The 24,118-nt window shown below is 63.2% G+C and carries 20 protein-coding genes and 2 pseudogenes; 10 read left to right on the forward strand and 12 right to left on the reverse strand.

Going from position 1 to position 24,118, the window contains the following annotated elements:
* Positions 1-154 precede the first annotated feature (154 nt).
* Positions 155-2,614: a hypothetical protein gene (locus H8A92_RS17495; protein ID WP_229196929.1), complete on the forward strand. Its 2,460-nt coding sequence runs from the start codon at positions 155-157 to the stop codon at positions 2,612-2,614.
* A 223-nt stretch (positions 2,615-2,837) separates the two neighbouring features.
* Here the strand turns inward: H8A92_RS17495 and H8A92_RS17500 are convergent, their stop codons facing one another.
* The 4 genes from H8A92_RS17500 to H8A92_RS17515 all read right to left on the reverse strand — a co-directional run bounded on the left by H8A92_RS17500 (position 2,838) and on the right by H8A92_RS17515 (position 8,973).
* Positions 2,838-3,983 (reverse strand): acyltransferase family protein, encoded by a 1,146-nt coding sequence (locus H8A92_RS17500; RefSeq protein WP_229196930.1) that lies wholly within the window; start codon positions 3,981-3,983, stop codon positions 2,838-2,840.
* Positions 3,984-4,017: 34 nt separating this feature from the next.
* Positions 4,018-4,983, reverse strand: coding sequence for an AraC family transcriptional regulator (locus H8A92_RS17505; RefSeq protein WP_229196931.1), 966 nt, complete (start codon positions 4,981-4,983; stop codon positions 4,018-4,020).
* Between the two features lie 273 nt (positions 4,984-5,256).
* Positions 5,257-6,633, reverse strand: a complete 1,377-nt coding sequence (locus tag H8A92_RS17510; RefSeq protein ID WP_229196951.1) for a SagB/ThcOx family dehydrogenase — start codon at positions 6,631-6,633, stop codon at positions 5,257-5,259.
* 93 nt (positions 6,634-6,726) lie between these two features.
* Positions 6,727-8,973 (reverse strand): TOMM precursor leader peptide-binding protein, encoded by a 2,247-nt coding sequence (locus H8A92_RS17515; protein ID WP_229196932.1) that lies wholly within the window; start codon positions 8,971-8,973, stop codon positions 6,727-6,729.
* Between the two features lie 507 nt (positions 8,974-9,480).
* Here H8A92_RS17515 and H8A92_RS17520 point away from each other — a divergent pair.
* Together H8A92_RS17520 and H8A92_RS17525 are read left to right on the forward strand one after the other, a co-directional pair.
* A complete protein-coding gene (locus H8A92_RS17520) occupies positions 9,481-9,759 on the forward strand; it encodes a hypothetical protein (protein ID WP_229196933.1) in 279 nt (92 codons plus the stop codon).
* A 195-nt stretch (positions 9,760-9,954) separates the two neighbouring features.
* On the forward strand, positions 9,955-10,824 hold the full coding sequence (locus H8A92_RS17525) for a VOC family protein (protein ID WP_338026548.1): 870 nt from the start codon (positions 9,955-9,957) through the stop codon (positions 10,822-10,824).
* A 13-nt stretch (positions 10,825-10,837) separates the two neighbouring features.
* On the opposite strand, the pseudogene H8A92_RS17530 reads toward H8A92_RS17525, so the two are convergent.
* Both H8A92_RS17530 and H8A92_RS17540 read right to left on the reverse strand, forming a co-directional pair.
* A pseudogene (locus H8A92_RS17530) lies at positions 10,838-11,207 on the reverse strand (hypothetical protein).
* Positions 11,208-11,320: 113 nt separating this feature from the next.
* Positions 11,321-11,632, reverse strand: a complete 312-nt coding sequence (locus H8A92_RS17540; protein WP_229196953.1) for a c-type cytochrome — start codon at positions 11,630-11,632, stop codon at positions 11,321-11,323.
* Between the two features lie 161 nt (positions 11,633-11,793).
* On the opposite strand from H8A92_RS17540, the gene H8A92_RS17545 reads away from it, so the two are divergent.
* From H8A92_RS17545 to H8A92_RS17560, 4 genes are all read left to right on the forward strand, one after another.
* Complete coding sequence (locus H8A92_RS17545) at positions 11,794-11,958, forward strand: hypothetical protein (protein WP_229196935.1); 165 nt, start codon at positions 11,794-11,796, stop codon at positions 11,956-11,958.
* Positions 11,959-12,903: 945 nt separating this feature from the next.
* Positions 12,904-13,068: a hypothetical protein gene (locus tag H8A92_RS17550; protein WP_229196936.1), complete on the forward strand. Its 165-nt coding sequence runs from the start codon at positions 12,904-12,906 to the stop codon at positions 13,066-13,068.
* Positions 13,069-13,157: 89 nt separating this feature from the next.
* Positions 13,158-13,334 carry a hypothetical protein gene (locus H8A92_RS17555; protein ID WP_338026550.1) on the forward strand — a complete coding sequence of 59 codons (177 nt, stop codon included), beginning with the start codon at positions 13,158-13,160 and terminating at the stop codon, positions 13,332-13,334.
* Between the two features lie 16 nt (positions 13,335-13,350).
* Complete coding sequence (locus H8A92_RS17560) at positions 13,351-13,713, forward strand: c-type cytochrome (protein ID WP_016843298.1); 363 nt, start codon at positions 13,351-13,353, stop codon at positions 13,711-13,713.
* Positions 13,714-13,774: 61 nt separating this feature from the next.
* On the opposite strand, the gene H8A92_RS17565 is transcribed toward H8A92_RS17560, so the two are convergent.
* The 4 genes from H8A92_RS17565 to lepA form a co-directional block, all read right to left on the reverse strand.
* Positions 13,775-14,947, reverse strand: a complete 1,173-nt coding sequence (locus H8A92_RS17565; protein WP_229196938.1) for an acyl-CoA dehydrogenase family protein — start codon at positions 14,945-14,947, stop codon at positions 13,775-13,777.
* A gap of 143 nt (positions 14,948-15,090) precedes the next feature.
* Positions 15,091-16,317, reverse strand: a complete 1,227-nt coding sequence (locus H8A92_RS17570; protein WP_229196939.1) for an MFS transporter — start codon at positions 16,315-16,317, stop codon at positions 15,091-15,093.
* A gap of 183 nt (positions 16,318-16,500) precedes the next feature.
* Complete coding sequence (locus H8A92_RS17575; RefSeq protein WP_229196940.1) at positions 16,501-16,833, reverse strand: hypothetical protein; 333 nt, start codon at positions 16,831-16,833, stop codon at positions 16,501-16,503.
* A gap of 177 nt (positions 16,834-17,010) precedes the next feature.
* Positions 17,011-18,822, reverse strand: coding sequence for a translation elongation factor 4 (gene lepA, locus H8A92_RS17580; RefSeq protein WP_229196941.1), 1,812 nt, complete (start codon positions 18,820-18,822; stop codon positions 17,011-17,013).
* A 160-nt stretch (positions 18,823-18,982) separates the two neighbouring features.
* On the opposite strand from lepA, the pseudogene H8A92_RS41195 reads away from it, so the two are divergent.
* The 3 genes and pseudogenes from H8A92_RS41195 (at position 18,983) to H8A92_RS17595 (ending at position 22,929) form a co-directional block, all read left to right on the forward strand.
* A pseudogene (locus tag H8A92_RS41195) lies at positions 18,983-20,351 on the forward strand (YARHG domain-containing protein).
* Positions 20,352-21,143, forward strand: a complete 792-nt coding sequence (locus tag H8A92_RS17590; protein WP_229196942.1) for a M15 family metallopeptidase — start codon at positions 20,352-20,354, stop codon at positions 21,141-21,143. It begins immediately after the preceding pseudogene.
* Positions 21,144-21,315: 172 nt separating this feature from the next.
* Positions 21,316-22,929 carry a glycosyltransferase family 39 protein gene (locus H8A92_RS17595; RefSeq protein ID WP_229196943.1) on the forward strand — a complete coding sequence of 538 codons (1,614 nt, stop codon included), beginning with the start codon at positions 21,316-21,318 and terminating at the stop codon, positions 22,927-22,929.
* A gap of 250 nt (positions 22,930-23,179) precedes the next feature.
* Here the strand turns inward: H8A92_RS17595 and H8A92_RS17600 are convergent, their stop codons facing one another.
* Positions 23,180-23,506 (reverse strand): HPr family phosphocarrier protein, encoded by a 327-nt coding sequence (locus H8A92_RS17600; RefSeq protein WP_229196944.1) that lies wholly within the window; start codon positions 23,504-23,506, stop codon positions 23,180-23,182.
* Positions 23,503-23,904: a PTS sugar transporter subunit IIA gene (locus H8A92_RS17605; RefSeq protein WP_021076632.1), complete on the reverse strand. Its 402-nt coding sequence runs from the start codon at positions 23,902-23,904 to the stop codon at positions 23,503-23,505. The genes H8A92_RS17600 and H8A92_RS17605 overlap by 4 nt, the downstream gene beginning before the upstream one ends.
* Positions 23,905-24,118 lie beyond the last annotated feature (214 nt).

Consider the following 24,118-nt stretch of genomic DNA (forward strand, 5'->3'; position numbering starts at 1 on the left):
TCGGAGGCGCAGGCCCGAGCGAGCAGCTGTGCAAGGGCCTAGATGATCAACGAAATCTCGCACTAACGTCACATTCACCTAATGGATCGCGTTTTCACAAACGTAATTATTCTGGACCAACCTTCGACGCGATCATTTGCGCGGAAAGCAATTTATGAATGTGTTCGTCGTTCGCCCAATCAACGGAACGCTTGGAAGCGCGATCGCCATTTCCGACGGCTTCGCGGAAGAACAGAAACTCGCCATATTCGCCGACGCCAGGATTCAGGATTGCACGCGCGTCGGCGACGACCGCTGCCTTCTCCTCTCGAATAAAATGGGCATTGCGCTTGTCGACCTCAGCTCTCGTCAGGTGATCAAGCGCGGCCGGCTGAAGCAAGCGGCGGACCGCATCGCAGTTTCCCGTGACGGAAGGCGGGCGGTCGCCTATCACTGCAATCCCGGCCTGATCGCGGTCCTCGAGATACCGACACTTCAGGAATCCGCCAGATACAACCTGATCCAGACGCAGCAGGATGGCGCTTTCCAGCTCCTCCACCGCGATCACGATGTCCTGAATAAAAGCGGAGCTCCCTGGGATTCGATCCCCTTTTCCGACGGTCCTCTTCGTGGGGAAGCCGGGGCCGATCAGTTCTGGCTGACATATGCGCCGGTTGAACCCAACGGCCTGCGACGCATACGGTTCGACCGCGGCGCGCGCGCAACTTTCCGGGCCGACGGCCAACTCGTGGCGCCATTCGAATTCAGCGTCAACGGACCGGAATGGGTATGGAGCAGGCAACACAACAAGGCGATCACGACCATGGCGCGGGACACAACCGTCGGCGTCGCCGTGATCGACCTGGACACCGCGCGGCTCGAGATGCAGGTGATCCAACGGCAAATCGAGCCGTCGGTCTATACGACCTTTCCGGTCCAGTCGATCAGCCCGGACGGAACGCACGCGATTGTTCGCACCTTCGATCCCGTCGCCGTCGATTCCGATGCGCGCGAGCATGGGCTTGGCGGCCGGCTGCGCCAATTGTTCGGGCGTGAGCCGGACGCCGCCCTCGCGTTCGGTCTCGGGGTTTGGGACGTAACGGATAAGCCCCGTCTCACGCGTTCCATTGGGTTCAAGCCCTTGAACGCCGAGACATTGCGCAGGATCAATACGCTACGTTTCAATGACGCCGAACTGGCCGAGGCGCGCAAGGAGATCGGACTGGTTTTTCCCGGCGTCGAGGCTGGCTTTGCGAGCCGCGAGGGGGAATGGCGCGCAAGCCGCGAAAAGCAACTGGAAGACACCTATTTCGACCCGCTTGAAACGCGAGAGGCGCCCGCTTTCAATCCTGCTTTCGGCCGCGTGCATTTTCCGATTCTGTTCGCTGAGACGACGCAATTGTTCTGGAAATTGCGGCCAAGACCTTTTTCAACGCTTCCCTGGGATCATTTCGACGACAGACAGCGCTGCTTCGTCGCCAGCGTCTTGAACGGTTGGTCCGCGCATTCCGCCGGTTCAGCGGATTCGATAGCCTGGATCGTGCATGACCGATTTGTCGTCCTGTCGCGCGACGGAACCATCCGCGAACTCTCCATTGCCGGTGACGTGGGCCAAACCTATCAACTGGTCGATCCCAAGACCGGCACATGGTCCTTTCCTGAGCCGAGTCTGTTTCCGCATGAGCTGGTCCACCTTCACGACCGCGCCTTCGCGATCACTCCGTTCAACCATCGGCTGGAATTCGACCTGCCGCCCATGACGGCATCCAGCGTCGGCGGTCTCGGTGCGCCGATTCCCTTGGCTTACCGTGTCGTGGCGGACGTCGCAGCCCAGAATGCGGAAGTGAAGAGAATCGACAGCCTCGCCGAAGCGATCAGGCGCGGCTATGTCAAGATCGGGTCGAAAGAGCCAGCCCGCATTATCGCGGGCTTGCACGAATTGGCGCGCGAGGCGCGCGAACATCTCGATGAAATCGTCGTTGACGACCGCTGGCTTCCGACCCTCCATTATCGCGGCAAAGCCGTTGGCGAGACGGAATTTTGCGACATTCTGGCCGCTGACGGCTCCGACGCCGCCGCGCGCGCGCTCGACGAACTGCTGACCGCCTTCCTCGATGCGACGGCAGTCCGGCGCCAGAACGTCTGGCATCCGGATGACGTGACGCCGACGATGGGGCCGGTAACCTTCGCGCTCATCAGGCTTTGTGACCCGCTGCCGCCTTCGGTCGCGCGCTTCTATGACCGGCGCGACATGAGCCACGACACCTGGACCCCTGAAGAATTCGAGCGCCTTGATGTTCCGAAAGACCGATTCCTGTCACCGGACCTGTTGACCTTGCAAATCCGCCTCGCGATCCAGGACATTTGCACGGGCAACGTCAAAGCCGATATTTTCGCGCTCTATCGCCTGCCGCTCGTGCGCGAGGCGCTTCACGTCGATCCGTCTCGATCGGCTAATCTGGCCCAAGCAATCATCGATCAGCTCTCGGGACAAGCATCCGATCTTGGCTGGGCAACCAGTGCCGGGGTGGCCGGGGTGCTGGAGGCGATCGTGGAAGGACTTGACGCCGGCATTCCGGCAGAGGCGGCTCTTGCAGATGAACTTCGCCGCCGCAGCAAGGTCGCCAACTCCTGAGGTCCTGACCAAATCGATCGATCAAATCATGGGAATCGCCCGAGCCGGCTAACGAGTCATTTTCTTCTTTCAAAATTGGAGTTCAGTCTGACTTCATCGCGCGTTGGCGTCTTGTTTTAAGCATGATCTCCGCGCAAACGCGTTCCGCGTTTGTCGCGAGGAAAAACCGCTTCGCATGTTTCCGGATCATACCCCAGCCCTTCCTGGAACCTGCCGTCGTCGCTCAAAGAACCGCGCGCAAGCCGGGTGTTCGCTGAGCGACGAGACCGACGAGGAGAAAGCTGAACACCACCCCGCCTATGCCGGCCACCGCGAATTTGATGCCGACGGAAGCGGGCCAGTCATGCAGGAAACGCGTCACCGCGATCAAGATCGGAGCGTGCAGGACATAAACGCCAAACGCATTGCGCGTCAGGAAGGACGCCAAGGCACCTTGGCTGTTGAAGCATTCCCGGTAGAGGGTGATCGCCCCAAGCGTCAACGCAAGACAGGTGAATGATCGCCAGGCGTCCATGCCGGCGGCCTGCCAGTGCCAACCGCCCTGATAGGCGGACACGTCTCCGCTCATGGCGCCGCCCGTGGCGAGCAGGACGATCCACAGCGCACCGCCGGCTACGAAGCCTGCCCACAGCCAACGCCTTCCGACGCGCCACGGAATCTGGCGCAACCAATCAGCTCTCCACGCCGCTATACCGGCAACATACATGAACGGGTATTGCGGAAAGTCGTGCACATCGATGTTGAGAACGGTCGTGGCGTCCGGAAAGGCAGCGCCCACCGCAAAGGTCACGATGACGATCAGGATCGCGTAGCCCAACACGACCCCGGTGGACGGGGGCTGCCGCGGGACGAGCCGGACCGGGCGCACCTGGCACAGCGCGGCGTAGATGGCCGAGAACAGGAGAAGCACAAGGCAGAACCAGAGCGGACCCGACTCGTCGAGAAGCTCCCCCGAGCGGAGGTGCAACCACCAATCCTGCATGAATGTGCGCCGCGGGTTCGACTGCCACGACCCCGCGACGAAATACTCGGTCAGCGGGCCGATCACCGTCATATAGAGCAGCAGCGGCAGGCCGAGCCGCCACAGGCGCTCGCGCATGAAAGCGCCGGCGCCCTTGCGTGCGATGGCGCCGGCCGCAAAGAAGCCGGCGATGCCGAACAGCAATCCCATCGCAACCGCGTGCTGAAAGGATTGATAGGCGGCGAATCCGAACTTCGCTCCGAGGCCCAGTTCGGGATGCTCACGGTAGTACCAGCTGCCGAAGGGCGAGTAGGTCACGGCCGCGTGCATGATGACGACCAGGCTGATCGCCGACCAGCGCAGGTTGTCGATATAGAAAAGGCGATAGCCTGGCTTCGCGATGGGCATGATGCCGTCCTCCTGGTCGTGCCAGGATCAGGCCTCATGTCGATGTGGCGGTCTTGTCGAAAGTCGCGTCCGCCCTGGCCGAATCCGGCAAGGGATGGCCGATTGCGAAATCGGCCAGTGCCCGACGGCGGAACTCAGTCGGCGTTTCGCCGGCCTGAGCCTTGAAGGCGCGGTTGAACGGACCGATCGATCCCCAACCGGCGTCAAGGGCGATGGTCAGCACCGGGACACGCGCTTGCGCAGGGTCGGACAACGCCGCCCGCGCCTCTTTCATCCTGTATTGGTTGACGAATTCGGTGAAGTTCCGGTGGCCGAGCCGCTGGTTGATCAGCCGCCGGAGGCGGTAGGCGGGCGCGCCCAACTGCTCGGCCAGTCGATCCACCGAAAGGTCCATGTCGCGGTAGGCGCGCTCGTGCTCCATCGCCTGCCGCAGCCGCTCTGCCAATTGGCGCTCCTCCGGGCCCATCTCCGCTGTCACGGGCATCGCCAGCGTGGTCGGCGCGGAGGGTGCCGGCTGGAGTGCCGGCTCAGGCACAAGCGTGCGCAGGCGGATCAGAACCGCGACCACGGACAGGCCGAGCACGGCAGAGAGTTCGGGCAGCCAGCGGACGCCGGCAGCGTCCAGCACCGTCGTGCCAAGGATGACGAGACCAATGCCGCAGGCGAACACGATCCTTACGCGCCGCCGCCCCTCGACCAGGTCTGCCTTGCGCCCGGCAAGCACCCGAGCGGTCTCGAAGATCACCAGGATCAGCGTCGCGGCATGCGTCGCGTTCCAGGCCACGGCCGAGCCGGACAAGGTGGCCACGGCTGCGAGCGGCAGCATGGCAACGAAGCCGGCCCACCGCCAGCGCGTCGGCGGGTTGCTGTCGGCAAAGGCTGTCTCGGCCCAGGCGACAAACACGCCTGCGATCGAATTGCTGAGGATCCGCAGCGGAACGATCCACCAGGCGAGCATTTCGTGGATTTCGGGCGCCGTTTCGATCAGGAACGCGATCACACAGAGATCGAAGAGCAGTGTGACGCGACCGATCGGCGATCGGAGCGTGCCGGGAAATCCGATGATCGCAAGCATGCCGAGGAGCGCCAATGCGCCACCGCGAAGCCCGGTTTCAAGCAGCATGGTGAACCTCCCGGCCATGTCCTGACTCGAACGATGGGCGCTTGCAAGCCAAGAAGCGCTCTTCGGCGGCAGGGTCTGGCCCGAATGGACGCAAGACACGCCACGATCGGCGGGCTCAAACGTGTCCGCCTGAAACGCCGAGCTGGCTCTCTAGCTTGCAGCCAGCGGTTTCTTGCCGCGTCCGAGTGCAAATTGACCGACCGGGCTCTCGACATGAAATTCGAGCTCGGTGATTTTCGCAAACAGATCGATGTTGGTCGTGCCGATGGCGCAGCCGCCAAGGCCCATATCAGTCGCCGCCAGATAGAACGTCTGGATCATGGTGCCGACATCCTTCAGGATCAGCGAATATGCGATTGAGCTGTATTTCCAGGACACCCGCCCGAAACGCGCGGCGATCGTGATCAGGACCTGCGGCGGGCCGGGCGCGTCCATGGCAAACGCGGCCGCCGTCGAGAGCGCCTGGAGCTGGTGGGCGGAAGCGCCGATCGCCACCAATGCGTGACCGCCTGCATCGTAATGGTAAAATCCGCGCGCAAGCCCCTCGCAGTTCGAGACCGCCAGGTACAATTCCAGTTCGTAAGCGCTGCCCGCCGATGGATAGGGCCTCGCGCTGTAGGTGACTTCAGGGCCGTCGTCAAAACTCGCTCCGCTCTTCCATTCCGATAGCACGCGGGCGGTGGTGTCGAGAAACTGTGCGAGTTCGGCGAGCGTGACCGGGTGCTGGTCGTCGAAGTCTCGTATTGAATGGCGTTCACGCAACAGCTTCGCGAAGGGCGAGACCGGCTCCCGCGTGGAGAATTTGTCGAGGGCGATCTTCTCGCCTGGCCAACGCGGACGTATCGCAGGCAGCGGTGGAACGACGCCCGCATAGGTGAACGCACCGCCGACCGGATCGGCATGCCGGCCCTCCGTGCTCCGCGTGTGAAACACGAGATCGTGGAAATCCCAGAGAACGAGGTTGCCGTCGCCTTCGTTCTCCCGGAGGCCGTCGCCGCCTTTCGCATTGAGCTTGATCAGCATCTGGCTGTCGAGCAGCAATCCGAGCAGATCGAGATTCAGGAAGGTTGCGTGGCGACGAAGCTTGCTGACCTGCTGGGGCTGCGACAGGGCCGCGAGGGTGGCCGCGATGGCGGGATCGCAAATCCGAAACAGCGCCCCGGCGCGCGGCGATTCCAGCACCATCTCGTTGCCGCGCCGGCGCAGATAGGCGAAGCGCGACAACACGATGGTATCACCGTTCCCCAGCTTTGCGCGCTGCGGCCAGTATTCGGCGAGCTGCGGCTCGATGATCACGAGGTCCTGCTCCTCGCGCGGAGAGGATAGGCGGTATTCGATAAGCCCGTGCCGCGCCAGTCGCTGCACCAGGGCATGAACCTGCCTCGCGAGGGCACTTCTGCCGGCAAAGGAGGCGAGCGGCAGGCCGGAGGCGAGGTGTCCCGCACGGTCGATCGCAGCCGCGCTGAATTGTCCCAGATTGACCGTATAGCCGCCGAGGGCAGCGGCGATGCTTCCGTCGGCCTGCATATGCAGGGAAAAACGACCGTTCAATCGGGCGACGATGACTGGTGCGATCTTCTTGGCCGGCTTTTTCCGGAGAACGCGCACGGAAGCCGACCTTCAGGTGTGTGGAAGAAACGGAGTGAGTTCGCTTTCCAGTCGCGAGCGTTCCAATAATCCCAGCTTCACCGGAACATCGTAAATCCGGCCGGGCGCGAAGCGGCGATAGAAATGCCGCAAGCCCGGAACGAGCACTCTGACGACGGGGACTTCGACGTCGGGCCGCGTCTGGTCGAGCACGAGGAAATCATGTCCCGCGCCGGTCGCAATCTCGATGCAGGCATTGACCTGGTCGCTCGTATTATCGTGAACCTTGAGGCTTGGTGCCGGCGGGACGATCGGATTGTCGCTGGGGATCAGGAAGGGATAGTCGTCGAGCCGCAGCGGCGTAACACCGTCAAGCGTCGGCTTCTCGCCGCTTCCGCCGCCCATCATGCCGATCGACATGAACTGGGTCAGCTCCGTGAGGGAACGCAGCAGCGCTATGCGGCGATCGAAATGCGAGCCGGAGCCGAACTCGATATTTTCGTGTCCGTTCTGCATCCAGTGCGTGATCGCCACGTAAGAGGGAATGCCGAGATCGCTGGTAATGTCGAGCACCCAAAGCCTGCGCCCCACATCGGCAAACTGGGTTTGCAGATCCCGCACATAGGAATCGTCGAATTGCGTGAGGTCGACTTCGGCGCGCTGCAGCCGATTGTACCACCAGATGGCGTAGGCATCGCGTTCGACCAGTTCGAGGAAGCCTTGAACGATGGCTTCCTCACGGGTGTTGCCGGCCGCACATCCGTTGGAATCCGTGTGGAAGCCGCCATAGAAAAAGTACAGCAGGCCGGTCGGAAGATATTTGAAACGCTTGTCGCGTAACGACCAGACCGGCGACCACTCGGTTCTTGTCGAGGGATCGAACGGCTCGGGAACCGGGTGTGAATCGTCCGGCTGCGGGGCATGCCTGTTCTGAAATTGCGTCTCGCTGAAAAGCTGGACGTCGTTGGGAAGAAGAGCGTCACCGGGAGCGAAATCGGTAAAGCGGCGCTTCGCCCTGATCTCGTCGCCCTGGAAAATGCCCGAATAGCGCTCGATCGCCTCCATCAGCGCGCTGGCCTCGCCCTGTTCGGCTGTGGAACCCTTGCCGAAGCTGCCGCCGCTCAGTCCGGATCTGAGCTGGTCAACGTTCCAGGCCGGCGCGGAGAAGTTGTGGTAGGCGAAGAAATTCGTATTCATCGGCAGATCGGCCTCGATCCGCTCGAGCCGCGAAACGACGCCGGTCAGCGGACTTACGTGTTTGCGGAACCGCGCGACGGTGGTTCGCGATGTCACGGTGCGGTATCCGCCGCTGGTGACGATGAGCTTTCTGCCCTCGGCAATCTCAATCGGGGTCGCCGCCCGGCGCGGGCTCTGTAGCTTCTTGCTGCCGCACGTGGGACATTGCGGGCGTTTCGCGACGTAGTGCTTGGCGATGACGGCACCAGTCAGGTCGAAGCTTGCGATGTGGTCGCGCAGGTCGGTGCGAAAACCCGAGGCAATCGCCTTCGTGATCTCCACGGCAGCGAAGTGAACCGCGGTCTGCCCAACGGTGTCGTGGACCAGGGGCGATACGGCGACGGTTTGCGCCGGTCCGCGGTCGAGAAATCCCTTGATCTCCCGATTGCGTATCATGCGATCGAACAGGCAGGTCCAGCAGGCGCTCTCGCCCGGCTTGAACACAGGTCCCACCAACGGAATCACGCCGGACGGCTGCACCAGGAGCCACGGCGTCCCATCGGCGACGCGCTCCGCGTTCAGCTCGGCGAGCCGTCGATCAAGATAGTCGTTCACCAGCGTGATGATGAGCCTGGGCGACCGCTTGGTGATCTGAACGCCAAGCTTGCTCAAGGCCGTGCTCAGTTCCCTGCCGCCTTTGACATCGATCGATTCCACCCGCACAGGGCAATTGCGGAGATTCTGCTCCGCGACCTCCGGAGGCAGGCCGAGGCTCGCCCAATATCCATCGACGGCGCCCGCGAATGCGTGCGGTGCTCCGCTAACGACGTAACGGCGCTCCAACAGCCGCTTGATCGCTTCCTCGATCTTGTCGGCGGGAAAACTCCTTGAAAGCTGGCGAACGATCTCTGGCGCAGCCCTTCCGTTTTTTCCGATCGCCGTGGCTACGGCACAATACAGATCGCCGTGCAGGAAGAACTTGCGATTCTCGGAATAAAGACAGACCACATTGGGAGGAATGACATAGGCGGTGAAGTTCGGCGCGAAGCGCAAAACGCCCTTGCGGGTCTGCCTCGCAGCGCGGCTCTTGCGATTGACTGTCATCGGGTCAGCACGCTGATCCTGTTACCGTCACTGCCGGTTGCCGGCGCACGGCAAACCACTGCTCCGCCCAACTTGTGCGTCGAGCTCCACTGGCATTCTTCGAACAAGTTGGATCACACTCGTCCGCCATCGGCAAGCTGACCGGCCGGGCGCGGCGAACGTTGTAAAGAAAGAAAAAAATCGGCCGGGTCGCTCGCGGGCCCGGCCAATGAAATCGCGACGTGTCGATGCATAGTCAGGGGGCGCTGCGTCAGGGCGCGCTGCGTCCTAGCACCAGCGGCAGCGGCCCCACGATGCACAGCACCCTGCGCATGTCACCCACGGCACGCCTATTCCGATCCAACCAACGCCGCAGCCGCCACATCCACCGCAACCGACGCCGCAGCGGCAACCTCTGCACGCCCTGCATCCGCCGCAGCCTCTGCAGCCTCCGCAACCTCTGGCACCGCCGCAGCCATGACAACCGCCGCATCCCCGCGCGAGCAGCACACCGCTCGCGACGCTTCCATGGTCGAGAAGATTGAGATGGAAGGTAGCGAGGCTGACGTCGGCGAGTTCTTCCTCGCTGAGTGCGGTCACCTGGCCGGGCGCGAAGTTCGGCCTGTGTTGAATGTCGCCGGTTGGCACGACCGAAGCCGATGCACCTCCCGCCAGCGAAAAAGTCAGACCGGCTACTCCCAGCGCCGGCACCGCGGCTTTGGTCATTCGCTTCTTTTTCGAAGCTTGCTTCGCCCGCTGCATGGCCGCATCCTCCAAGGTTGGAAGAACGAACTCCGTAGGCCGTGATCCTACGTCGAGCGAACAAGGCAGGCAAGATTCACCGCGTCACGAAATGTAATGAGGCTGGATTGCATTCATCTTCATGAACAATGTCACCGCAGTTTAATCGATGGCACCGAATATCTGCGCCCGTGAGCAGATCGCGACGGGTGCGGTTTGATGCAGTGCGGCAATTGCCGGCGCTTGAACAGGGAAATCAGCTTGGTCGATCAGCCCGGACGCTTCGCCTGGTATGAACTCCTGACGACGGACATGCGGGCAGCAGGTGCCTTTTATGGCAAGGTCGTTGGCTGGGCGACGAAAGATGCGTCGACGCCGGAGCAGGCCTATACGGTGCTTACTGCAGCCGACACTCCGGTGGTCGGGCTCATGGAGCTCCCCGAAGAGGGGCTGCGATTGGGCGCAACGCCGAGATGGGTCGGCTACGTCGCCGTCGATGACGCGGATGCGAAGGCCGCGCAGATCCGCCGTCTTGGCGGCGCCATCCTGGTATCGCCGACCGACAGCAATATCGGCCGAATTTCAGTGGTCGCCGATCCGCAGGGAGCGACGTTTGCGCTGGTCACCGGACTGAAATATGGCCAACGGCAACCCGGCGGGTTGGACGAGCCCGGACGCGTGGGCTGGCACGAGTTGCTGGCCGAAGACCGGAACAAGATCTTTGCGTTTTACGGCAAGCTTCTTGGCTGGCAGAAGGCCCATGCTGAAGCCGATCCGGCAGACGTGTATGAATTGTTTTCGGCGGCCGGGCAGACGATCGGCGGCATGCTCACCAAGCTTCCGAGCGTATCGCAGCCCAACTGGCTCTATTACTTCAACGTCGACGACATCGGCGTGGCCGCCGGGCGCGTTGATGCTGGCGGAGGCCGGGTCCTCCAGGGGCCGATCGAGTTACCCGATGGTTGCTGGATCGTTCGATGTGTCGATCCGCAAGGCGCCCTCTTTGCGTTGCAGGGGGCTTGGGATCAGACGCGCCCCGAACGCCCCTCCACCTCGGAAGTCGGTTGGTCTGCCAGGTGGGGTGGCATTGCTTCAAAGGGCAGGGTGGTGCTTCACAAGACGAAGCGATGAGCACCGCCCTGGTTCAACCTGCCTTCATCGCGCCCCAGCGCGTCGTCGGCGGCGCCGCCAGATTGCCCGACAGGATCGCCTTGCCGGCGTCCTCATACTGGGTGTCGCGGGCCTGGATCTGCTGGGCGATCGCATGCATGTCGCGAAACCGTCGCTCGAACGGATTCTTGGCGAACACCGCCGTCGCGTCCGACATGTGATAGGCGATGTCGACCACGGCGGCCAACTGGTGGATGGTCCAGGTCGAGGCGATGCGGATCGCGATGCGCCTTGCTGATTGCTTCACCGCGGGCGAGGTCGCTCCAGACGTCGTGGGCGGTCGCGTACAGATAGGCGCGCGCGGCGCGCAGGCTTGCCTCGGTGCGGCCGATCTGGCCCTGCACGGCGTTGTTGTCGCGTATCGTTCGGCTGAATGAAAGAAGCCGCCAACTGAGGTGGCCAGTACTTTGCCGCCGTAGGTCTTGAATTCTTGCTGCGCCACTCAGCCAGCTCCGCGCTATTTGCGCAGCGACGCGATGTAAGCGGCGATATCTGCTGCTTCGGCTCGGTTCAGCGGAAAATTTGGCATCTTGGGATGCGGGTTGAGCAGGAAAAACGCCAGCTTCTCGGGACTAAAATCTGGGTTACGCGCAACTGTAGCAAATGGCGGCACATCGGCGACTGCCTGCTTCTGATCGTCGCTCACCACGTGACAGGTAGCGCACCATCGTTTTGCCAGCTCCGCCCCGTGGTTTGCATCCGCAGCAATGGCCACCGATCCGGTCAGTTCAAACGCGACCGCAAGAATCGCTGCATGACAGATTTGCATTGAGCAAGATTCCAACTCGATGGATCGCTTGTACCGCTGATCGGCCACCTCTTGAAGGGGGCAGATGATTGCGATACTTTCGTGCCGCATTGCAGCACGGCCGTATCCCTTGTGGGATCGGGGTCGGATCGACTTGGTCGAGTGATAGGACGCCTGTCCTGATGCCTGAAGAGATCGCGAACGCCAACATTGCGTATTTCGAGATGCTCCTTGAGACCGAAACGGACGCGGAGAGGCGTGCCGCCATCGAACGTCTGCTGGCGGAGGAGAAACTAAAGGTCGCCGCCTTGCGCAATCCCCGGACCGAGGACAACAAAAAGCGCTGAGTTGGAGGCCTTCCATTCGCGCCAATGGGTTGGATGAATGGCCACGGGGGCGGCTGTCTCTGCGCTTACCCAACCTCGAAGCACACGGCGGCACGGAAAGACAACCGCGTGGGTTTCTCCAGCGTCGAGAACCGCGACTTCGAGATCACGGTCGAACGGTGCGCTCGCTATCGTCTGCCAGTCCATAGTAAAATGGTCTGGCAGTTCCTTGGCAGCGTCTTTGACCTTCATCAATTCAAGCTTGGTCATTGTTCGTCGGACATCGCTAATGGACACTCTCTGCTCATGTTGGCCCGAGCATCCTGGCCTCATCGAGTATCATCTAGCCCGAAGGAGCCGTATTTGAAATTCGGGTGGTGTCCGTAAGGGACTTCCCGGATCAGGAGAGGTAGGTTAGCTCACGGTAAGCCGGGGCGCCGCGCTCTTGCACGTTCCCGAGTCTGCCCCCGGCGGCGCAAACGTTCCACTACGTTCCTGAATTGGTATTCACAGGGCGGCGTAAGGCCGCCTCGGTTGGCGGCCGGGGCCGCTGGCGGCTTGTAGTCTTCTGGGAACGGAACGGAAGCAAGTAGTTGCTCTCTTTCATTTAGTTTCATTAGAGCGTGATGAGATTGGGTTGAGTTGGAGCGGCGTCGAAGGTTCACCTCTCCCCAACGGGAGAGGTGAAACGAGGACCGCACCCGGCCGATTCAACCAAAACCCATCCCGCTCTAGTAATGCGAAGCCATGTCGCTTCTTGGCCTTTTCGGAAGTGCCGGGCTGGCGATCGAAAGTCCGGTGTCGTGGTGAAGCGGACCTCACGGTTGCGCGTTCCGACTTCCGAGTTTGCCCCTCAACTGACCCTCCCGGCCCTCGACGCGAGTAGCTTCACCGCTGATTACTTATGTAAATCACCGGTAGGCTGTGGCACGATGGAACTCGGCAATCGGGCAACCGGCGGCAAGCATGGCTGACTTCGTCTTTCGAGCAAACATCGCTCATTACAAAGAGCTTTTGGAGACGGAAACCGACGCTCGGAAGATCGAGACGTTGCGCAAGCTGTTGGCCGAGGAAGAAGGCAAGCTGGCCCAATGGCTGGCCCAAAATCGAAAGCCGCCTGGCAAAGAATGAATAAGGGCTACCACCGGGGATCACTACTGGACTTTGATACCGATCAATAGCTGGTAGCGGGTTGCTCTCTAGCCTTCGTGATGCTGTGGATGACGATTGAACCCGCCCCGTTTGATCGGGACTTGGAATTGGCGGTCATGGGGGCTGACGTGGCCACGCATGCTCTCGTCTTCCCCTGCCGTCGCGCCCTCGAAGGCTGGATCAAGACATTAACGGGCCATCCCGTTCAGATTCATCTGACGCACTGGCGCAATTGGGACAAGTAGCAAGGAAGGTTGCGCCATGCGACAGAACAGCGGAACGACTGCGATGACGCGATCCTTGCTGGTACTGACCATATGTCTCTTTTCGAGCACCATGGCCCAGGCGCGGGCTGAGGAGCAGCGGCATGGCAAAGAGATGCTGCAAAAGCTATGCGCCGGATGTCACTCCATTGGCAGGACCGGGAACAGCCCGAACAGGCTGGCGCCGCCCTTTCGCACCTTCAGTGAAACCAAACTCTACGACAGCGACTTCTTGCAACGACTGCAGGACGGCTACAGCAGCATCCATCCCTCCATGCCGACCTTCCGCTTCAGCAGGGAGGATGCGGAGGAGGTCGTCAGCTATATGAAGTCAATTCAGGAACCTCCCAAGTCGAAATAACTGAGGGCGAAACCGACTTCCCGGTTTCAAGAGGGAGTACGAGCCCTCGTTCAATCTGACTTCAGCGCGCTGTCGGCGGCGCGGAGAGATTGCCCGCCAGGATCGCTTTGCCGGCGCCCTCATACTGGGTGTCGCGGGCCTGGATCTGCTGGGCGATCGCATGCATGTCACGAAACCGTCGCTCGAACGGATTCTTGGCGAACACCGCCGTTGCCCCCGACATGTGATAGGCGATGTCGACCACGGCGGCGGACTGGTGGATGGTCCAGGTCGAGGCGATGCGGATCGCGATGCGATGCGCCTCGCTGATCGCTTCACCGCGCGCGAGATCGCTCCAAACATCGTGGGCGGTCGCATACAGATAGGCGCGTGCGGCGCGCAGGCTCGCTTCGGTGCGGCCGATCTGGCCCTGCACCGCGTTGTTGTCACGCATCGCCTTGAGGCCTTGTGGGGTCTTGCCGCGCGCAAGCTCGGTCGCCGCATCCAGCGTGGCGCGGGCGACGCCGAGCGCGGTGGCGGCAAAGCCCATGCTGAACACCATGTTGGTGGAGAGCTTGTACAGCGGTCCTCCCTCGCGGCACGCGGCGGGATCGTCGCGCAGCGCGGCGAATTTGTCCGGGATGAAGAGATTGTCGACCGAATAGGAATCGGTGCCGGTGCCCTTCAGGCCGATCACGTCCCAGACGTCGTACATCGTCGCTTGCGACATCGGAAACAGGATGGTGCGGATCTCCGGCGCGCCGTCGGGCTTCCTGCGCGGCGTGCCGTCCGCTTCGACGACGCGGACATGGGCGCCGAGCCAGCTCGCCTGCCGCGAGCCCGAGGCGAAATCCCAGCGCGCACTGGCGCGGTAGCCGCCGGGCTCGGCGCGGACCTCATGGGCGATCGCGCCCCAGGCCAGGACGCCGGGCGCGGTGTTGAAGATCTCGTCGGCCGCGTCGGGGTCGAGATAGGCCGCGGTCATGGCGCAGACGCTGCACTGGCCGAGGCACCACGCGGTCGATGCGTCGGCCTTGGCGATCTCCTCCTGCATCTGCATGAACGATTCCAGCGTCGCCTCGGCGCCGCCGAAACGCTTCGGCAGCAGCGCACGATACAGCCCGTTCTCGACGAGGGCCGAGGTGACGGAAGGCGTCAGCCGCCGCGTCCGTTCGATCTCGTCGGCTTCAGCAATGATCAGCGGCGCCAGCGCGCGCGCCCGCTCGACAAGGTCTACTCCCTGCGGCTTGTTCATGCGTTTCCTCGGCCCCTTCTGGCATTCTTGTTGGGGCACGCGCGATGGTGACCCATCCGGCAGAAGAGGGCAAGGCGGGGCGGCGTCGACGCAGAGCAGCTATCCGTCATCGACGCGCGCGAGCGCGACGATTGCATCCCGGTTCAGGCGGTGGCGGGGCCGAGATCGAGCGAGGGCTGGCGCTTGGTCGAGAAGCTGAGCGCCACGGCGACCGCGGCAAGGCCGATCGCGAACGACCCGGCGTGCAGCCATGTATAGCCATGGAAGGTGTCGAACACATAGCCGCCGGCCCACGGCCCGAGCGCCATGCCGAGGCTCGCAAAGGCCGACACCGCGCCGAACACCGTGCCCATGATGCGCGCGCCGAAGAACTCGCGCACCAGCACGGCATAGAGCGGCATCACGCCGCCATAGGCGAGGCCGAACACGACCGACAGCGCGTAGAACTCGCCGAGCTGCGCCACCGCCAGATAAGTCGCGATCGACAGCGCCTGCACCAGCAGGCCGCCGACCAGCACCGGCTTGGCGCCGAGCCGGTCGGCGAGCACCCCGAGCAGCAGCCGACCACCGAGCCCGGAGAAGCCGGCGAGGCTGTAGACCGTGACTGCGGTGAGCGGCGCGATGCCGCAGACCATCGCATAGGACACCATGTGGAAGATCGGTCCCGAATGCGCGGCGCAGCAGGCGAAATGCGCCAGAGCGAGCGTGATGAATTGCGGCGTGCGCAGCGCCTGCGCCACGGTCCATTCCATTTGCGGCGCGCTCGCGGCGGTCGCATTCGCGATCTCGGTTCCCTTCGGCGCCGGGCGCACCAGGAACGATGCGGGGATCAGCAGCACCCACGCGGCGATGCCGATGACGAACATCGCGAAGCGCCAGTCATAGGCCGTGATCAACCAGCTTGCGGCTGGTGCGACCGTCAGCGGCGACACGCCCATGCCGGCCGACACCAGGGCGACGGCGAGGCTGCGATGCTTGTCGATCCAGGCGCTCGCGAGCGCCATCATCGGCGCATAGAAGCTGCCGGCGGCGATTCCGATCAGCACGCCGAAGCAGAGCTGGAATTGCCACAGGCTCTGCGCCTGGCTTGCCGTCACGAGGCCCAGCCCGAGCAGCACGCTGCCCGCCAGCACCACGATGCGGGTGCCGAAGCGGTCGGACAGCGCGCCCCAGGCGAACGCCGCAAAACCCATGCAGAGGAAATCCAGCGTCGCGGCGGCCGAGATGCCGGCGCGCGACCAGCCCATCGCATTCGAGATCGGTTGCAGGAACACCGCGAGCGACAGCATGGTGCCGAAGCCGACGCAGGTCATCAGCGCGCCCGCGCCGACGACGACCCAGCCATAGTCGAACCGAGCGGCCTTGCTCATGCGTTTCCCCGTCTGCGCGGCTTTGCTGTTGTTTGGTCCGCGGTTGGTGGGATGGTGGCGCATCCGTGCGCTGCGGGCAAGCTCACCGGGTCGCTGCAGGATTTCGTGCCGCGCATGGCGCGCGGCCTCGTCAACGCGCGTCAGGGAAGGAGCGAGCCGCGGCGACGGGGGCTTTTGGTCAGGCTAGCCGCACTGCCAGGCCCGCCCGATCGGCGTCCAGACCCAGCACGGACCGTAGCTGCCGCCATTGTAGCGCCCGCCGCCATGGAATCCGGGGCGGCCGAAATAGTGCCAATCGCCGCCATAGTAATATTCCGGCGAAAAGTCCGGGTAGCCGCGGGCGGCGCCGCGCGGACCGAGCACCGGAATGGTTTGGTTGGGCGGTTGCCGGTAGCCGGGCAGGAAGCCATAGCCATGCCAGCGGGCGACCTGCCGCTTCTTCGAGGAGGCGGCCGCGCTCAGGTCCGGCTGCAGCAGTGCGAGGATGACGATGAGGAGGGACAGAATGCGCAACATGGGCGGAGCTTAGTCGGGCCGCCCTGCGATGGCGATTCAAATCATGGTGCGTTTTGTTGCTGCGACAAGGATCGGCAACATGCGCGCCTGCGACAGCGTGTCAGCTATCCGGCTACTGTGCATGGGGTTGTTTTCGAGTTTTTCAATTGGGGCTGAACAGGCGCGACTGGCGTCGCCTCAGCTGTCCACCTTGAGCGCGGCGATGAAGGCTTCCTGCGGGATGTCGACCTTGCCGAACTGCCGCATCTTCTTCTTGCCTTCCTTCTGCTTCTCCAGAAGCTTGCGCTTGCGCGTGATGTCGCCGCCGTAGCACTTCGCGGTGACGTCCTTGCGCAGCGCGCGCACGGTCTCGCGCGCGATCACCTTGCCGCCGATCGCCGCCTGGATCGGGATCTGGAACATGTGCGGCGGGATCAGCTCCTTCATCTTCTCGACCATGGCGCGGCCGCGGCCTTCGGCGCGGGTCCGGTGCACCAGCATCGACAGCGCGTCGACCGGCTCGTTGTTGACCAGGATCTGCATTTTGACGAGATCGGCCACTTTGTAGTCGGTCAAATGATAGTCGAACGAGGCGTAGCCCTTGGAGACCGACTTCAGGCGATCGTAGAAGTCGAACACCACCTCGTTGAGCGGCAGGTCGTATTTCACCATCGCGCGGGAGCCGACATAAGTCAGCTCCTTCTGCGAACCGCGGCGGTCCTGGCACAGCTTCAGGACGCTGCCGAGATATTCGTCGGGCGTCAGGATCGTCGCCTCGATCCACGGCTCCTCGATCTCCGCGATCTTGACCACGTCGGGCATGTCGACCGGATTGTGGATCGAAATCTCCTGACCGTCGGTCAGATGCATCTTGTAGATCACGCTCGGCGCGGTCGCGATCAGGTTGAGGTCGAACTCGCGCGACAACCGCTCCTGGATGATCTCCAGATGCAGCAGCCCGAGGAAGCCGCAGCGGAAGCCGAAACCGAGCGCGGCCGAGGTCTCCATCTCGTAGGAGAAGCTGGCGTCGTTGAGGCGCAGCTTGCCCATCGCCCCGCGCAGCGTCTCGAAGTCGTTGGCGTCGGCTGGAAACAGGCCGCAGAACACCACCGGGATCGCCGGCTTGAAGCCCGGCAGCATCTCGCTGATCGGCTTGCGGTCGTCGGTGATGGTGTCGCCGACGCGGGTGTCGGCGACTTCCTTGATCGCCGCGGTGATGAAGCCGATCTCGCCGGGACCGAGCTCGTCGACCTGCTCCATCTTCGGCGTGAAGAAGCCGACGCGCTCGACGTCATAGGCCGCGCCCGTGCCCATCATGCGGATGCGCTGGTTCTTCTTCATGGTGCCGTCGACCACGCGGATCAGCACGACCACGCCGAGATAGACGTCGTACCAGCTGTCGACCAGCAACGCCTTCAAGGTCGCGTCGCGGTCGCCCTTCGGCGGCGGCAGGCGGGTCACGATGGCTTCCAGCACATCGGGGACGCCGATGCCGGTCTTGGCCGAGATCATCACGGCGTCGGAGGCGTCGATGCCGATCACATCCTCGATCTGCTGCTTGACCTTGTCGGGTTCCGCGGCGGGCAGGTCGACCTTATTCAGGACCGGCACGATCTCGAGATTGTTGTCGAGCGCCTGGTAGACATTGGCGAGCGTCTGCGCTTCGACGCCCTGGCTGGCGTCGACCACCAGCAGCGCACCCTCGCACGCCGCCAGCGACCGCGACACCTCGTAGGCGAAGTCGACGTGGCCGGGCGTGTCCATCAGGTTGAAGATGTAGTCCTTGCCGTCCTTGGCGCGGTAGTTCAGCCGGACGGTCTGCGCCTTGATGGTGATGCCGCGCTCGCGCTCGATATCCATCGAATCGAGCACCTGCTCCTTGCCCGCCATTTCGCGATCCGACAGGCCGCCCGTCATCTGGATCAGGCGGTCGGCAAGGGTCGATTTGCCATGGTCGATATGGGCGACGATGGAGAAGTTGCGGATGTTCGAAATCGGGGCAGTTGTCATGGGCGCGGGATAGCATCCGCACCCCCGCGCGGGCAACCATATTGCGGTATTTTGCAGGGGTGTGACGGCGAATCACGGGGGTGTTTCCCGCAGGGTTGCAATGATCGATTTTCGGGCACGTTTCTGCTAGGTCTGGCGGCCCAAAACCGTGGAATTGACGATGCGCTGGACCCTTCTCGCCGCCGGATTGCTGGCCATGTCGTTCGCGGCGCCCGCGCCGCCGACAAGCGCGTGGCGCTGGTCGTCGGCAATTCCACCTATCAGAACGTGTCGCGGCTACAGAACCCGAAGGACGATGCGCAGCTCGTGGCCGAGACGTTGCAGCGGCTCGGCTTTGCGCTGGTCGGCGGGCAGGCCCAGGTCGATCTGGATAAGGCCGGCTTCGATAGCGCGATCCAGCGCTTCGGGAGCCAGCTGATGGGCGCGGACGTTGCGCTGTTCTACTACGCCGGCCACGGCATCCAGGTGCGCGGAACGAATTATCTGGTGCCGGTGTCGGCCAATCCGACACGCGAGGCCGATGTCGATTTCCAGATGGTCGATGTCGGCCTGGTGCTGCGGCAGATGGAAGGCGCGGGCACGCGGCTCAACATCGTGATCCTGGATGCCTGCCGGAACAATCCGTTCGGCGGCCGCGGCCTGCGCGCCGCCGACGGTGGTCTCGCCCAGATCCGCGCGCCGGAGGGCACGCTATTGTCCTACGCGACCCAGCCGGGCAACGTCGCGCTCGATGGCGATGACGGCCACAGTCCCTATACGCGCGCGCTGGTCGACACCATGCAGAAGCCCGGGCTCGACGTGCTGCAGGCCTTCAATCAGGTCGGCCTCGTGGTCAAACGCGCCACCGGCAGCGCGCAGCAGCCCTGGGTCTCGACTCGCCGATCGACGGCTCGTTCTATTTCGCGGGCAACGCGCCGGCGCAAGTTGCAACCGCAGATCCGCCGGCAACGGTGATCCCGCCGCAGCAGAGCCTGCCGGCGCAAAACGTGCCACCAGCGGCACCGCCGCTGGTGCGCACGCAATCGGACTTCATCATCCCGGACTCCGACAGCCGCCTGCTGTCGGAGAGCGATCTCCGCGCGCTGAGCAAGGACGAACTGCGGATCGCCCGCAATGAAATCTTCGCGCGGCGCGGCCGCTACTTCAACGCGCCGGACCTGACCGCACGATTCAGCAGGTTTGCGTGGTATGTGCCCCGTTCGTGGGACCCGCCGCTCAATGCGATCGAGAGCGCGAATATCGCGCTGATCGATCGCTTCGAATCCGGCGGCACTGCGCCAGCCGGATTCATCTTCCCGGATTCCGACCGGCGCCTGCTGACACCGGCCGATCTGCGGCGGCTGTCGCGGGACGAGTTGCGGATCGCGCGCAACGAGATCTTTGCCCGCAGGGGGCGCTATTTCGATTCCGCCGATCTCAAGGCGTATTTTTCGCGCTTCCCCTGGTATGCGCCGAACAGCTGGAATCCGCGGCTGAACGCGATCGAAGAGGCCAATGTCGCGTTGATCGATCAGCTCGGAAAGCACTGAATGCGTGCGCGATGGACGGCCTGCCTTGCTGCCTTGCTGGCGCTGCTGCCACAGCTTGCGCGCGCTCAGAGCAAAAGCGAACTGCTCGACCGCCTGGTGCGCGCCTATCCCGATGCGCTGTCCGCCCACGACGACACCACGATCACCTGGCGCGACGGCACGGTGATGCCGGTCGATGACGGCGTCTCCGGCAAGTCGTTCGATCAGATGCTGCGCAACGCATCGATCCTCGATCAGATGCGGCAGCCCTATCCGTCCGGGCCGTCGGCGCCGCCGGCGCAGAACGTCGATCCCGGCCGCTTCCGCAACGAGGCCTTCTTCAAGAAAATGTACGGCGACTGCAATACGGCCGAGGTCAGGCGGAACCTGGTGACGATCACCTGGCTGCCGCGGTCCTGGGGCAAGCCGGTTCAGGTCACGCGGGTCAACGGCGTCGCCGAGCGGCTCAAGCAGGTCTCCGCCGAGATCGAGGCGCTCGATCCGGCGCTGCGCGCCGCCGCGTTTCCGATCGCGGGTGTGCTGTCTTGTCGCGCCGTCGCCGATACCGGGCGGATGAGCATGCACGGCTATGCTGCCGCGATCGACCTCAACCTGAAGGTTTCCGATTACTGGCTGTGGGTGGGCAAGGGGGAAGGCAAAGGAGCAGGCAAGGGTAAATCCATCCCCTACAAGAACCGGATGCCGCGGGAGATCGTCGACATCTTCGAGCGCCACGGATTCATCTGGGGCGGCAAGTGGTATCACTACGATACCATGCATTTCGAATACCGGCCCGAGCTTCTCCAACAGTGAAGCGGCCGGCTTGAGACATTCTCACGCCAAGCTGATTTCACTGGTCACAAAAACGCGCTAAAGCGCGGTGAAATGCTGGTGAGCACTTACTCATCGCACCTCCACTTCCATTCGGCGTGATCCCTTCGGAAAACGTTTTCCACTTTTCCGGGGCATGCCTCAGGCACAGGCCATGTCGACCGCGTCCACGCTCCCCGCCGCCCGGCGCACCGCCCGCAGACTGACGATCCGGCGGATCGCCGCCTGGATTGCCTCGCGCGCCACCGATCCCAAGACCGGGCTGTGGTTCGTGATCGGCTTCGCGCTGGTCCACGCGGTCTTGTGGACGATGATCCTGGTCAAGCTCAAGGCCGCGCAGGACGTCCATATGGATGTCGCGGAGGCCTATGCCTGGGGTCAGCGCTTCCTGCTCGGCTATGGCAAGCATCCGCCGTTGTCGGGCTGGATCGCCGGCGTCTGGTTCAGGATTTTCCCCGTCACCAACTGGTCGACCTATGCGCTCGCGATGGCGACCGTCAGCTTCGCGCTTGTCGTGTGCTGGCTGATCGCGCTGCGCGTCGTCGATCGCCGCCGCGCGTTCTTCATGGTGGTGATGCTCGCGCTCTACCCGATCTTCAATTTCAAAGGTTTCAAATACAACGCCGATCTCGCGCAGCTGGTGCCGCTGCCGCTGCTGGTGCTGGCCTATCTGAACGCGTTCGAGAAGCGCAGCGTCAAATCGGGCCTCTGGCTCGGCTTTGCCGGCATGCTGGCGCTGATGACCAAATATTGGGTGGTGACGATGATCGGCGCCATCGGGCTGGCCGCGCTGATCCATCCGCAGCGGACGCAATTCCTGCGCTCGCCGGCGCCATGGGTCGCGATCGGCACCATGATCGTGGCGATGATTCCGCATCTGGTCTGGCTGGAAGAGGTGAATTTCGTCCCGTTCACCTATGCCGGCGATGTCTACGCATTGTCGAGCCGCGCGCTCAACGTGCAGCTCGTCATCGGTTATATCGTGCACAATATTGGGCTGCTCGCGATTCCGACCGCGCTCGGCCTCGTGGCGCTGCTGCTGGGGTCGGTGCCATGGCGGCCGTCGGACGTGCTGGCGCGGATCTGGTCGCGCGGACCCAATCCCGGGGTCAAGCTTCCGCAGGCGCTCAACGTCTGGATCATCCAGTCGATCGTCGCGATCGGACCGCCGCTCGGGGCGCTGGCATTCACCGTCTATATCAAGACCGATTGGGGCATCCCGCTGTTCTTCCTGGTGCCGCTGGCGCTGGTTGCGATCCCCTCGCTTCGCTTCCCGCGCATGGCGCTGTTCTCGATCACGGCGGTCTGGTTCGTGGCCACGATGGTTACGCTGATTGCCGCGCCCTCGATTGCCACGCAGGAGATCGCGTCCAACCGTATCGGCGGCTCGACCTACGCCGCGCGCTCCGAGCTCGCGCGCGAGCTCACCGAGACCTGGCAGAACAAATTCCATTCGCGCTGGGCCGTGGTCGTCGCACGTTCCGACATCGGCGAGCCGATGACGTTCTACAGTCCGGATCATCCGGCCTCGCTGGTGCCGGGCGAAGCGTGGTCGTCGGGGCTGACGTCGCTCGATGAGGCCAGGCGCCTCGGCTTCATCGGCGTCTGCGACACCACCGATCCGGTGTTCCTGCAACCATGCGAGGCGTGGATGGCCGAGCATGCCAAGGATGCCGAGCCGCTGGTGATGAATACCACGCGCTTCTTCAACGGCCATCCCGGTCCGTCGACGGTGTGGAAGGTCTATCTGGTGCCGCCGGCGAAGTAGTTACTTCCGGGCATGAGTTCCGCGCTCCTCAGGATCACGGTCTGAGAAATTGTAGCGAGCGGTCTCCCCACGCCGTCGTCCTGGCGAAAGCCAGGACCCATAACCACCGAGTTCGATTGAGCATGCGATAGTGGCCCCAGCGTCGCATAACAGCAAGCGATTGGGGTAATGGGTCCTGGCTTTCGCCAGGACGACTACATTCAAACACTCGCAGGATGACGGGGAGAAGCTTTCGCTTGGCGAGCCGCCGCTACGTGCCTTCCTCGTTGAACTTGCTGGCGACGAGTTCGGCGATGGCGTCGAGCGCTTGCTCCGCTTCGACGCCCTTCGCGGAGACCACGACCGTGGTGCCGGGCCCTGCGGCGAGCATCATCAATCCCATGATCGAGGTGCCGCCGACGGTCTCACCGCCGCGCGTGACCCAGATCTCGGCGTTGAAGCGCTCGACCAGCTGGACGAATTTGGCCGATGCCCGCGCATGCAGGCCGCGCTTGTTGACGATCAGGAGTTCGCGCGAGATGGCGCCCGCTGGCACGCCCGGGCCGACATGGTTTTCGCCCGGGGCCTCGTCGCTCATTTGCCGGCGAGAACGCGGCTGGCGATGGTGACGTATTTGCGGCCGGCTTCCTGCGCCATCGCGATCGCGTCGGGCAGCGAACGCTCCTCGCGAACCTTGGCAAGCTTGACCAGCATGGGAAGATTGATGCCTGCGAGCACTTCCACCTTGGGACGGCTCATGCAGGAGATCGCAAGGTTGGACGGCGTGCCGCCGAACATGTCGGTGAGGATCGCAACGCCGTCGCCGCTATCGACGCGATTCACCGCTTCGATGATGTCGCTTCGACAGAGATCGGAATCATCCTCGGCCCCGATCGTAATCGCTTCAATTTGTTTCTGCGGACCCATGACGTGTTCGAGCGCAGCTCGGAACTCGTCGGCAAGGCGCCCATGGGTCACCAGCACTAGACCAATCATCGGAAACTCCTCGCGGGCGCCCTTTGGTGCACCGCACGAACGCGCCACTTTGACCATCCAGAGGCCCCGCGCAAGGGGGCATCTTGGCTAGTCTCCCGGTTCCTGGCGGTAGAGAGGGGAGGCTGCGCCGGCAAAATCCGGCGCGATAGTGGACGTGATATGGTTACCAATTCCCTTCCCACAATTGGCCGCAAGATTACGGGACCATGAACTT

Source organism: Bradyrhizobium acaciae (genome assembly GCF_020889785.1).
GTDB classification, from domain to species: domain Bacteria; phylum Pseudomonadota; class Alphaproteobacteria; order Rhizobiales; family Xanthobacteraceae; genus Bradyrhizobium; species Bradyrhizobium acaciae.

Coding starts and splice junctions, on each gene's coding strand:
- H8A92_RS17565 (WP_229196938.1), bottom strand. CDS start 14,947: ATGAACAAGCCGCAGGGAGTAGACCTTGTCGAGCGGGCGCGCGCGCTG.
- H8A92_RS17575 (WP_229196940.1), bottom strand. CDS start 16,833: ATGTTGCGCATTCTGTCCCTCCTCATCGTCATCCTCGCACTGCTGCAG.
- H8A92_RS17510 (WP_229196951.1), bottom strand. CDS start 6,633: ATGCAGGCCGACGGAAGCATCGCCGCTGCCCTCGGCGGCTATACGGTC.
- H8A92_RS17560 (WP_016843298.1), top strand. CDS start 13,351: ATGCGACAGAACAGCGGAACGACTGCGATGACGCGATCCTTGCTGGTA.
- H8A92_RS17595 (WP_229196943.1), top strand. CDS start 21,316: ATGTCGACCGCGTCCACGCTCCCCGCCGCCCGGCGCACCGCCCGCAGA.
- H8A92_RS17590 (WP_229196942.1), top strand. CDS start 20,352: ATGCGTGCGCGATGGACGGCCTGCCTTGCTGCCTTGCTGGCGCTGCTG.
- H8A92_RS17520 (WP_229196933.1), top strand. CDS start 9,481: ATGGTCGAGAAGATTGAGATGGAAGGTAGCGAGGCTGACGTCGGCGAG.
- H8A92_RS17540 (WP_229196953.1), bottom strand. CDS start 11,632: ATGCAAATCTGTCATGCAGCGATTCTTGCGGTCGCGTTTGAACTGACC.
- H8A92_RS17500 (WP_229196930.1), bottom strand. CDS start 3,983: ATGCCCATCGCGAAGCCAGGCTATCGCCTTTTCTATATCGACAACCTG.
- lepA (WP_229196941.1), bottom strand. CDS start 18,822: ATGACAACTGCCCCGATTTCGAACATCCGCAACTTCTCCATCGTCGCC.
- H8A92_RS17515 (WP_229196932.1), bottom strand. CDS start 8,973: ATGACAGTCAATCGCAAGAGCCGCGCTGCGAGGCAGACCCGCAAGGGC.
- H8A92_RS17570 (WP_229196939.1), bottom strand. CDS start 16,317: ATGAGCAAGGCCGCTCGGTTCGACTATGGCTGGGTCGTCGTCGGCGCG.
- H8A92_RS17555 (WP_338026550.1), top strand. CDS start 13,158: ATGACGATTGAACCCGCCCCGTTTGATCGGGACTTGGAATTGGCGGTC.
- H8A92_RS17550 (WP_229196936.1), top strand. CDS start 12,904: ATGGCTGACTTCGTCTTTCGAGCAAACATCGCTCATTACAAAGAGCTT.
- H8A92_RS17600 (WP_229196944.1), bottom strand. CDS start 23,506: ATGAGCGACGAGGCCCCGGGCGAAAACCATGTCGGCCCGGGCGTGCCA.
- H8A92_RS17605 (WP_021076632.1), bottom strand. CDS start 23,904: ATGATTGGTCTAGTGCTGGTGACCCATGGGCGCCTTGCCGACGAGTTC.
- H8A92_RS17545 (WP_229196935.1), top strand. CDS start 11,794: ATGCCTGAAGAGATCGCGAACGCCAACATTGCGTATTTCGAGATGCTC.
- H8A92_RS17495 (WP_229196929.1), top strand. CDS start 155: ATGAATGTGTTCGTCGTTCGCCCAATCAACGGAACGCTTGGAAGCGCG.